Consider the following 10,171-nt stretch of genomic DNA (forward strand, 5'->3'; position numbering starts at 1 on the left):
AGTAGGCGGCCATTTAACTTTACTTATGAGAAAAAGTTACTCTGCTGAAGAAGTAGAGGAGCCTTCCTCATTGGTGTTCTCAACTACTGGCGCAAAGGTATTCTCGCGCTTGAGGATATTCATGAACTCCTCGCCGGTGATTGTTTCCTTTTTCTGCAGGTAGTGAGCAATTTCATGCAGCTTGAAACGGTTCTCTTTAAGCGTCTGGAGTGCACGCTGGTGGCCCTCTTCAACAATGCGTTTAACTTCAGCATCGATCTCTTCAGCGGTTGCCTCAGAGCAGGTGAGGGAAGAGCCACCACCAAGATAACGGCTTTGCTGCTGGCTAAGGGTAACCATGCCAAGTTTGTCAGACATGCCGTATTGCGTAACCATAGCGCGAGCAATAGCTGTTGCACGCTCAATATCATTGGAAGCACCATTGGTCATCTCGCCAAAGATAAGTTCTTCAGCTGCGCGTCCACCGCAGAGAACGGCAATCTCATCCATAGCCTGGCTCTTGCTCATGAGATAGCGCTCATCATCCTCAACCTGCATGGTAAAGCCAAGAGCTCCGCCAGTACGAGGAACAATGGTGATCTTGGTAACAGGAGCATCGTTTTTCTGAATGGCACCAACAATTGCATGACCGGTCTCGTGATAAGCCACAACGTCCTTCTCGTGCTCAGAAAGAACGGTGTTCTTCTTCTTTGCGCCGGCAATTACAACGTCAACGGACTCAGCAAGATCTTCAGTGGTAACACGACGACGACCAAAGCGAACAGCACGAAGAGCTGCCTCGTTGATGATGTTTGCGAGGTCTGCTCCGGATGCGCCTGGTGTGGACTTAGCAATAATAGAGAGGTCAACGCCTGGCTCCATCTTTACATCATTGGCGTGAATCTGAAGAACTGCCTCACGACCCTTAAGGTCTGGAAGTTCAACAGGAATACGGCGGTCAAAACGGCCAGGACGCAGAAGTGCCTTGTCCAAGGTCTCAGGGCGGTTGGTTGCTGCAAGAACAACAATACCCTTGTGGTTATCAAAGCCGTCCATCTCAGAGAGCAGCTGGTTTAAGGTTTGCTCACGCTCATCGTTGGAGTTAAGGGAAGCGTCACGGCGCTTACCAACCGCATCAATCTCGTCAATAAAGATGATGCAAGGAGCCTTTTCATTTGCTTGCTTGAAGAGGTCACGGACTTTTGCAGCACCGCGTCCAACAAACATCTCAACAAACTCAGAGCCAGCAATTTGGAAGAAAGGAACGCCAGCCTCACCAGCAACTGCCTTAGCAATGAGGGTCTTACCAGTACCTGGAGGGCCTACAAGCAAGGCGCCGCGAGGGCAGCGAGCACCAATCTCTTTGTACTTATCAGGAGTCTTAAGGAAGCTAACAATCTCTTGCATAGACTCTTTAGCCTCTTCTTGACCAGCTACGTCTTTAAACGTAATGCCCGTGTCTTCTCCCTTAATTTCTTTGGCGCTTGAGCGACCAAGATTGCCGCCAAGACCTCCAAAGCCGCCGCCAAAGTTCATGGAAGGACCATCGTCACCCATGGCGCGTTTAAGGGATCGGTTGATAAAGTAGCCAATGCCCAAGAAGATGACAAGAGGGATTCCATACTGAATAAGGGCATAGAGCAACATATTTGTAGAGTTGTCAGGAATAGAAGCCGAGAAATCAACTTTGTGGTCTCTAAGCGTCTGAACCAGTGTTGCATCATTAGGGAACTGTGTGGTCTCAAAGACCTTCTCGGAATCTCCAGAGCCAGTTGTGAACCTAATGTTTCTGTTGCCCGTATTAAGGTCTACCTTGGTAACTTCATTGTTGTCAACCTTGTTAAGGAACTCACTGTACGAGACAGTTTGTACCTGTTGACGCAGAAGCCCTGGTAATAATGTGTTGCTAAGCAGGAGATATACAAAGATGGCTACTGCAATATAGAGTAGCATCGACATAGATCTACGGTGCTTGTTATCGTTATCTGCCATACACGTCCCTTTACCTGTTTGGCTCAAATGTGATATGAGCTCACTTAGATATTGGAATTGTTTTACCCAATCTACATTTTTTATTTCGATAAAAATTTAAAATTTGGATTCCGCATAATTTGTTAAAAACGGTTTAAGCGTGTGTATTACTTAGTTCAATGAGTGCAAGACGTGGTAGTATTACTTACACAAGCTGTGATGAGGACAGTAGCTGGGTAGCGCAAATCTCAAGCGAGCGGAGTTGGTGGAAGTCCGCATTTGCGTCCGTGTGAACATCACCTCGGAGCTGCAGTTCAAACGTACAGGTTTTTGTACTAGTAGATGCTGCCGGAAATGGTCGCCGTGACAGGCCAGCCGAGTAAACGGACATATCCGTCGCTGGGTGGTTACAACGAAGTGTATTGTGGCGCTTCGTCCCAGCTGTGAGGGACGGGCGCTTTATTTGTGCCCAGAAAGGTTGTGCTTGATGGCAAACGAGTACAAAAAGACCACCAACCTGCCAAACACAGGCTTTCCTATGCGCGCATCACTTGCGCAGAACGAGCCTCAGCGTTTGGCTGATTGGGACCAAAACAACGTCTATGAACTCCTGATGAAGAAGAATGAGGGACATGACAAGTTTGTCCTTCATGATGGACCTCCTTATGCAAACGGTCCAATTCACCTGGGTCACGCACAGAATAAGATTTCCAAGGACATCATCAACCGCTATAAGGCTATGCAGGGCTTCCAGACTCCTTATGTTCCTGGTTGGGACTGCCATGGTCAGCCAATCGAGCATAAGGTTGAGCAGACGCTTGGCACAGAGAAGTTCAATCAGTTATCTACCGAGAAGATCCGTGAACTCTGCCGCAAGATGGCGGTTGAGCAGGTAGACACCCAGCGTCAGGGCTTTAAGCGCCTTGGTGTTCTGGGCGAGTGGGATAACCCTTATCTTACTTACGTCAACGATTACGACGCAACTGATGTTGAGATCTTCAAGGCAATCTACGACAAGGGCTCTGTGTATAGAGGTACCAAGCCTGTTCACTGGTGTACTCATGACCACACTGCTCTCTCTGAGGCAGAGATTGAGTATCACGATGTCACCTCTACTGCAATCTTTGTTCGCTTTGAGCTAACCACGGTTCCTGAGGGTCTTGAGGCTTACGCGGGTAAGACTTGGGTAGACATCTGGACTACAACTCCATGGACAATGCCAGCCGACGAGGCGGTTATTCTGCACCCTGAGGCTAACTATGTTGCTCTTGAGCTTCCTGATGGACACGTAGAGATTGTTGCTGAAGCTCTTGCAGAGAAAGCTGCTACCAAGTTTGGTTATACCGATTGGAAGCTTGCTCAGGACGCAGAAGGTAATACTTGGAAGAAGACTGGTGTTGAGCTTGCAGGCAATGAGTATAAGCAGCCAATCTTTGGTGACCTTGGTAACACTGGTAGATTTATCTACGCTGAGTACGTTACCCTTGACGACGGTACTGGTGTTGTTCACTCCGCACCTGGTCATGGCGTAGACGACTATAACGCCGGTGTTCGCTTTGATATTCCACAGACTATGCCTGTTGATGATGACGGTCACTTCTTCAAAGGTGACGGTCAGGGCACTGGTGGCCCCTTCTCTGGTATGGAGGTCAATGAGGCTAATCCTGTCATTGTTCAGTGGCTCAAAGACCGTGGAACGCTCATTCTTGCAGAAGAGATTACCCACAGCTATCCACACTGCTGGCGTTGTAAAGAGCCCGTTATCTTCCGTGCAACAAGCCAGTGGTTTGTCTCCATGGATAAGACTGGTCTGCGTCAGCAGGCAGCAGAGGAGCTTACAAAGGTTAAGTTCTATCCTGCAAACGCGGTAAAGCGTATTGGTTCTATGGTTGAAGGCCGTCCTGACTGGTGTATTTCTAGGCAGCGTAACTGGGGTGTTCCAATCCCTGCTTTCACCTGCGAGGATTGCGGCGAAACCGTTATCAATGACCAGACACTTGACGCTGTCATCAAGCTTTTCCGCGAGAAGGGCTCTGATGCTTGGTTTACCGACGATCCTAAGGCCTATTTAGGAGACGCTTGCGTCTGTCCTAAGTGTGGCGGCCACAATCTCAAGGCAAACAAGGACATTCTGGACGTTTGGTGGGATTCTGGTGTTTCTCACACTGCTGTTTGCAAACACCGTCCAAACCTTAAGTTCCCAGCTGATATGTATCTTGAGGGCTCCGACCAGCACCGTGGTTGGTTCATGAGTTCTCTCATGACTTCTGTTGGAGCTTACGGAGTTGCTCCTTACAAGTCTGTTGTCTCACAGGGCTTTACGCTTGATGGCCAGGGGCGCAAGATGAGTAAGTCTCTGGGCAATGTCATTGATCCAAATGCCGTTTGTGCTGAACGTGGCGCAGACGTCCTGCGTCTTTGGGTTGCTTCTGTTGACACTTCAACTGACGTTCCTTGCGATGACGCTATTCTTTCCCAGGTAGGCGATGCATACCGTAGGTTCAGAAACACCCTTCGCTTCCTTCTTGGAGAGCTTGAGGGCCAGTTTGATCCTGCTAGCGATGCAGTTGCTGTGGCAGACCTTGAAGAGTACGACCGTCTTGTTCTTGCCCGTATGTGCGAGGTTCATGCTGCAGTTACCGAGGCTTACGAGGGATATCGCTTCAACAATGTCTTCCGCACCCTCTACGATTACATCATTGAGCTTTCCAACGGTTATTTGAACGCAACTAAGGACCGTATGTACTGCGATGCTGCAGACTCTGCAACACGCAGAAGCGCTCAGACTGTTTGGGCAGAGATTCTCTCCATGCTTGTTCATGACCTGCAGCCAATTCTGGTTTACACCACCGACGAGGCTATGCAGTTCCTGCCAGAGTCTATGCGTGACGGTCAGAAGTACGCAGCTCTTCTCGACTGGTATAAGGCTCCTATGAGCACTGACGAGTACACTGCACTGCTTCCTGCATATCAGGTACTGGTTGATGCTCGCGCCGCATACACTAAGGCATACGAGACCGCTCTTGAGGCAGGTGTTGTTACCGAGAAGACCACGCAGGCTACTCGTGCAGAGGTTACCCTTACCGCTGAGCAGGCTGCATCCATTTCTCATGCTGGCCTTGACTTTGCTGAAGCATTTGTCTGCTCTGAGGTTACCGTCTCCGAAGGTTCTGAGCTGAGCGTAAGTGTCTATCCTGCAAATGGCGAGCGCTGTGACCGTTGCTGGAACTATCGCGAGCTTGGTGAGGATCACCTTTGCCACCGCTGCCACGACGTTGTTGCGTAAATGAACACTGACCAGCAGCAACATACAACTCACACACTAGTGACCCGCCTTGCAGTTCTCTGCGGGGCGGGCGTTGTTGCCTGTGTGCTTGACCAGGTAACCAAGCTCTGGGTACGAACCTCAATTCCAGAGGGAACCGCAGTACCTTTTATCCCAGGTGTTATGGAGCTCTTCCACGTAAGTAACACCGGTGCAGCGTTTTCTGTGGGCTCTGGAAATGCCCTCTTTTTTGTGGCTCTTACTGCCGTGGTTATCGCCGCTCTTGTGGGCTTTGTAGTTCGCGAGAAGAACCTCCCGCTGCCGCTTATTGCGCTTTTGGGAGGTGTCGCAGGTGGCGGAATTGGTAACGCTATTGACCGTGTTTTGTATGGTCAGGTTACTGATTTCTTTGCTACAACGTTTGTTAATTTTGCCGTGTTTAATGTGGCGGATATCTTTGTGACCTGTGGCATCCTTATTGCTTTTGTGTACTGGATAATCTGGGACAAAAAGCAACAGCAAGGTAGTGGCAATGAATGAGCGTATCGTTGACATACTAGTTGGACCAGAAGGGGACGGCGTCAGATTAGATGCGTTCCTTTCTGCCCAAGATACACTCCCTTCAAGAAGTGCCTGCGCAAAGCTGGTAGAAGAGGGAAGAGTAACCATCAACGCTACGCTGGCTACCTCCAAGTCAGAAAAACTTATGTTGGGCGATAGACTCTTAGTGTCTCTTCCAGACGCCCAGCCTCAAACAGGGCTTTTACGTCCAAATCCAGATATTCCCCTTGATATTCGCTTTGAGGACCCGTACCTCATAGTGCTCTCCAAGCAGATTGGCCTTGTTTGTCATCCATCTCCTGGCCACGTTGATGACACCCTGGCAAATGCGCTGGTAGCACACTGTGGCTACGAGCACTTAGGAATGCTTCAGGGAGAAGAACGTCCTGGTATTGTGCATCGTCTTGATATGGATACGTCTGGTCTTATGCTGGCAGCAAAGTCAGACGAGGCGCAAAAGGCTCTTCAAGACCTCATTAGGCTGCGCGTGCTTGATCGACGCTACATTGTGTTGGTGCAAGGCTATGTTGCCCACGATTCTGGCACCATTGAAACGGGCATTGCTCGCTCAACGCGAGACCGTCTCAAAATGACCGTATCAAACGCGCCTGGCGCACGAGAGGCCATTACCACCTTTAGAACGCTTGAGCGCTTTGAAGCGGGCAGAAAAGGCGAGGGTTACTCGCTTCTGGAGTGCCATCTCTATACAGGCCGCACACACCAGATTAGAGTTCACATGCGCCACATTGGTCATCCTGTTGTCGGCGATCAGCTTTACGGTAAAAAAGATACAAGCCTTAACCTTGGACTTAACCGGCAGTTTTTACACTCCTGGCACGTTCAATTTGAACACCCCTTTACGGGCGAGAATATCGTGGTAGCAGATACATTGCCAGAAGACCTACAAGAAGCACTTATTTCTCAGAGCACTATGTCTATGGGAAGAACTTCTGTAGGAAATGAGATTTGTCCACAGCTGTAATATGACTAAAAAGTTTCGCTTCTCATTTCACGTGGTGTAAGAGAAAAGTAGTCTTTAAATTTCCTATAAAACTCTGTTGTTCCACCATAGCCAATCATTGAAGAAATAGTAGAGACAGGCAATTTGGTATGAATTAACAGCGTTTTTGCTCGTTCCATTCTTTGTTCTAATACAAGTTCAGAAAAAGTTTTGCCACATTTTTGTCTGAGAAGTTCAGAGAGATAAGTTGGTGTATAAGAATATTTTTCTGAAAGTTTAGCAAGTGTAATACTTTCTGAATGAGCGGTTATTTCATTAAGGATAAGAGCGACCGTCTCATTAGTGTTACCTGGAGTGAACGTATAGTGAGCATCAGGAGAGAGGCAGGTAATAAGTGTTATAAGTAATGAGGTAACGATAGCTTCCCAATTTGGTTTTCTTTCGGAATAGGTAATGATTATCTGAGTATAAAGTGTATAAATTTGTTCAATATCAGCTGGATGAATATTTTGCGGCAGTGTATTTTTATTTGATATTAGGTTTGTAGTAAAAGTAAAGAAATCTTCTGATGAAGGCATTAGAAAGAATAGAAAACTTCCAAAATAGTTTTTACGAGCAAGTATTGAGAGACTCACAATGTCGTCTCCATAAGGTTTTGTAGAAAATTGGCCTAAATTTGCTAAATCAAAAGCAGAAGTGAGTGTAAAAAATCCTCTGATATGAGGGTTAGCAGATTCTTCTGTTTCGTAGTGTGCACTCAAAATGACATTTGAAGCACCGCCTTGAGCAAGAGACTTTCCATTGGAAAGTATATTTTGAAGTGCTTGAGTTAGTCGCTTTTCGCTCATAATCAGCCTTTCAACGATATTTTCCTGCGTCAAATTATAGGGTGATAACGCAATTTTATACGAGAAACCGCATTTAACCTTAAAGAATTTATTAAGTTCTTATTCTATAAGTGCAGGTAATTAATGTTTTGGAAAGGAGGCTGAGCATGAAAGTTATTATTTCTGCAAGCGAGCTTGAAGATAACCCTACCGTTGATACCCACAACTGTGTCATCGGAGTTATTGTTGAGTAGCGCTTTTGGGGGCGATTGTGGGCTCACAATCGCCCGCCATCTCTCTTAGGATAGATTCTTTAAGTTAAATGAGGGAAAGTAATGAAATATAAAAATTCAATCTTTAATGAATATTTTAACTGTAGTGGAAAGAATTATGTATTCAATACTTCATCTGGTTCCCTCATTCAAATGGATAGAGACTATCCTTTACGTGCAACAAAGGAAGAACTAGCTGTTTTATTGGATAATGGAGTTATTGTTAGAGATACTACAGACGAGGTGTTTGAACTTATTGAAAAGATTAATAAGAAAATAGATGCTCCTATAAAGACGCTTTATATAACTGTAGTTTTGACTAATAACTGTAATTTTGGTTGCGTATACTGCTATCAAAATCATTGCCATAAGGACTTTTCTGTAGAGGATGCTACCCGTCTGACTGCTCAAGTTGATGAATGGCTTGGAGGTGATATCGAGTCAATAGTGGTTAACTACTTTGGCGGAGAACCCTTGATGAATAGCGATATCTTAATCAATCTAGATAGCTCGATTAAAAGTATTGCACGGAAGTACAGCAAAGGGTATCAGTCAAATATCTCCACAAATGGTTCGATGCTTTCGGTTGATATTCTACAAAAAGTTCAGTTTAACTTAATACGTCTGACGTTTGATGGTAATGCACTTTGGCACAATCGTTTTAGAAAGATGCCCGCATTCTCATATGCTAATCAGCTTGATCTTCTTGATTGTATTCTTAAGAATAGTAATTCAAAAGTTGAGGTTCGCTTTAATGTATGTAAAGAGAATATAAAATCGTTCGATAATGTATTTGATGATATCTTAGGCATTTCGTCCTTTGATGCTTCGCGAGTTAAGTTTGAAGTTGCGCGAATGAAAAATGTAAAAAATAATTCCGCCATATCTGAATTGACTCAAGAAGAATATGCAAGGGCGTATATGACAATACTTACGTATAAAAAGAATCACAATTTGAGACTCAATCTTCCGAAGCCGGCTACAACTCCGTGTCCCTTTTCAATCAATAAAGCCGTTTGTCTTGGGCCTGGAATGATTAAATATTTTTGTTCAGAAAGTGACGGAAAGTCTATTGATAAGGACTTGCTGAGTAGTAGGCGTCCTCATATTTCGCTGTCAAGGGATTGTCAGGAATGTAAATGCCTGCCATTCTGCCTTGGCCCATGTAGAGTACATAAACAGAGTAATAGTTCATGTATTCCTGAAAAATATATATTGCCTGAATTACTCACTGCGTTTTTAAGCTAATGATGTTTTGGAAATGATGAGTATGAATAATCGTCTCTCTCACTTATTTGTTATACGAAAACAAATGCTTCTATCTGCCCTTGGTTTGGCAATTGGATATATTGCTGTTGCAGTGCTGGGTATTTTTACAGGCGATTTAATTGATAGTATGCTTAATGTGCAAGCTGTTGACGGTGTTTGGCAAAAGCTAGGGCTGTTGTTGCTCCTTTCGCTTGTAACGCTTTGCTTAAGCTTTTTTCTCACTGTTTGGATTCCACAAAAGCTCAATTTAGAAGCTGCGGTTGCTAGTTCTGAGGTAGCGATATCGGAATTCTTAAAGATGTCTCTTCGTGTTTTTTCAAAAAAGAAAACCGGACACTATCTTAATGTAGTCACTATGGCAGCCTTTGTCTTCAGTGGTGTTCAAATTGCAGTAAGTGTTGAATTTTTAGGTGGTCTTTTAGCAGTTATTGTTTTGGCAATTGTGGCATTTACGGTAAATCCATGGATTGGTTTGCTTGTCTTGCTATATATCCCTTTTTACTTGGTGATTATTGATTATCCGAGCAAGAAAACAAATGAGATTTTGACCGAGTCAATGAAAAAACGAGAAGGCTGGCTGGATATCGGTAGGCGCATAATTGAGGAAAAGTTCTCGATTAATATGCTACGAGCAGAGAACTATTTTGAAAATGCTTATGAGGCGGCTAATGATGAGTATTTCCTCTATGTAAAAAGAAGTAGTTTTTTTACTGCTTTATCAAAGAACCTTCCATCAGCGCTTTCAAATTTCACGCAAGTCGTAGCCATAATTACAGGTGTTATGCTGCTTTCTATAGGTCAGATGAGTGTTGGAGAGATTTTAGCCGCCTATCTGATTTTGTCAGTATTGAGCGAACCGCTTGATACGATTTGTTCTGTTAAAAGCTCATATCTTGCAGCAAAAGCGGATATTGATGTTTATCTTGAGCATGAGAAAGAATCCCAAGAGCCTTCAGGTTATGAGAAGCTTTGGAATTCTTCACTTAAACCAGCTGTAAATATAGGAGAGGGAACTCTTTTAGCTACTCCAGAAGGACCAGAGCTTTTCCATACACAAGCTCTCAGT

At 45.2% G+C, this 10,171-nt stretch carries 8 protein-coding genes; 6 read left to right on the forward strand and 2 right to left on the reverse strand.

Annotation, left to right across the window (positions count from 1 at the left end; all coding sequences use genetic code 11):
- Window positions 1-36: 36 nt before the first annotated feature.
- The gene (gene ftsH / locus HMPREF1647_RS00005; RefSeq protein ID WP_035430886.1) at window positions 37-1,971 is read right to left on the reverse strand and encodes an ATP-dependent zinc metalloprotease FtsH; all 1,935 of its coding nucleotides are present in this window, start codon (window positions 1,969-1,971) and stop codon (window positions 37-39) included.
- A 466-nt stretch (window positions 1,972-2,437) separates the two neighbouring features.
- Here ftsH and ileS point away from each other — a divergent pair, with 466 nt between their 5' ends.
- From ileS to HMPREF1647_RS00020, 3 genes are read left to right on the forward strand one after another with little or no spacing between them, the layout of a single operon-like run.
- Entirely contained in the window at window positions 2,438-5,236 is a 2,799-nt protein-coding gene (gene ileS, locus HMPREF1647_RS00010) for an isoleucine--tRNA ligase (RefSeq protein WP_035430889.1), read from the forward strand.
- A gap of 39 nt (window positions 5,237-5,275) precedes the next feature.
- Window positions 5,276-5,755, forward strand: coding sequence for a signal peptidase II (lspA, locus tag HMPREF1647_RS00015; RefSeq protein ID WP_262363758.1), 480 nt, complete (start codon window positions 5,276-5,278; stop codon window positions 5,753-5,755).
- Window positions 5,748-6,758, forward strand: a complete 1,011-nt coding sequence (locus tag HMPREF1647_RS00020; protein WP_035430895.1) for an RluA family pseudouridine synthase — start codon at window positions 5,748-5,750, stop codon at window positions 6,756-6,758. The genes lspA and HMPREF1647_RS00020 overlap by 8 nt, the downstream gene beginning before the upstream one ends.
- Window positions 6,759-6,763: 5 nt before the next feature.
- On the opposite strand, the gene HMPREF1647_RS00025 is transcribed toward HMPREF1647_RS00020, so the two are convergent.
- On the reverse strand, window positions 6,764-7,585 hold the full coding sequence (locus tag HMPREF1647_RS00025) for an AraC family transcriptional regulator (protein ID WP_035430898.1): 822 nt from the start codon (window positions 7,583-7,585) through the stop codon (window positions 6,764-6,766).
- Window positions 7,586-7,695: 110 nt separating this feature from the next.
- Between HMPREF1647_RS00025 and HMPREF1647_RS07100 the strand changes: the two genes are divergently transcribed.
- The 3 genes from HMPREF1647_RS07100 to HMPREF1647_RS00035 all read left to right on the forward strand — a co-directional run.
- Window positions 7,696-7,818, forward strand: coding sequence for a hypothetical protein (locus tag HMPREF1647_RS07100; protein WP_262363759.1), 123 nt, complete (start codon window positions 7,696-7,698; stop codon window positions 7,816-7,818).
- An 81-nt stretch (window positions 7,819-7,899) separates the two neighbouring features.
- Window positions 7,900-9,084 (forward strand): radical SAM protein, encoded by a 1,185-nt coding sequence (locus tag HMPREF1647_RS00030; protein WP_035430901.1) that lies wholly within the window; start codon window positions 7,900-7,902, stop codon window positions 9,082-9,084.
- 22 nt (window positions 9,085-9,106) lie between these two features.
- Window positions 9,107-10,171 (forward strand): ABC transporter transmembrane domain-containing protein (locus HMPREF1647_RS00035; protein ID WP_081933282.1); only part of this gene is annotated, 1,065 nt, incomplete at its 3' end.

Source organism: Lancefieldella parvula DNF00906 (assembly GCF_000758945.1).
In the GTDB taxonomy this organism is placed as follows: domain Bacteria; phylum Actinomycetota; class Coriobacteriia; order Coriobacteriales; family Atopobiaceae; genus Lancefieldella; species Lancefieldella parvula_C.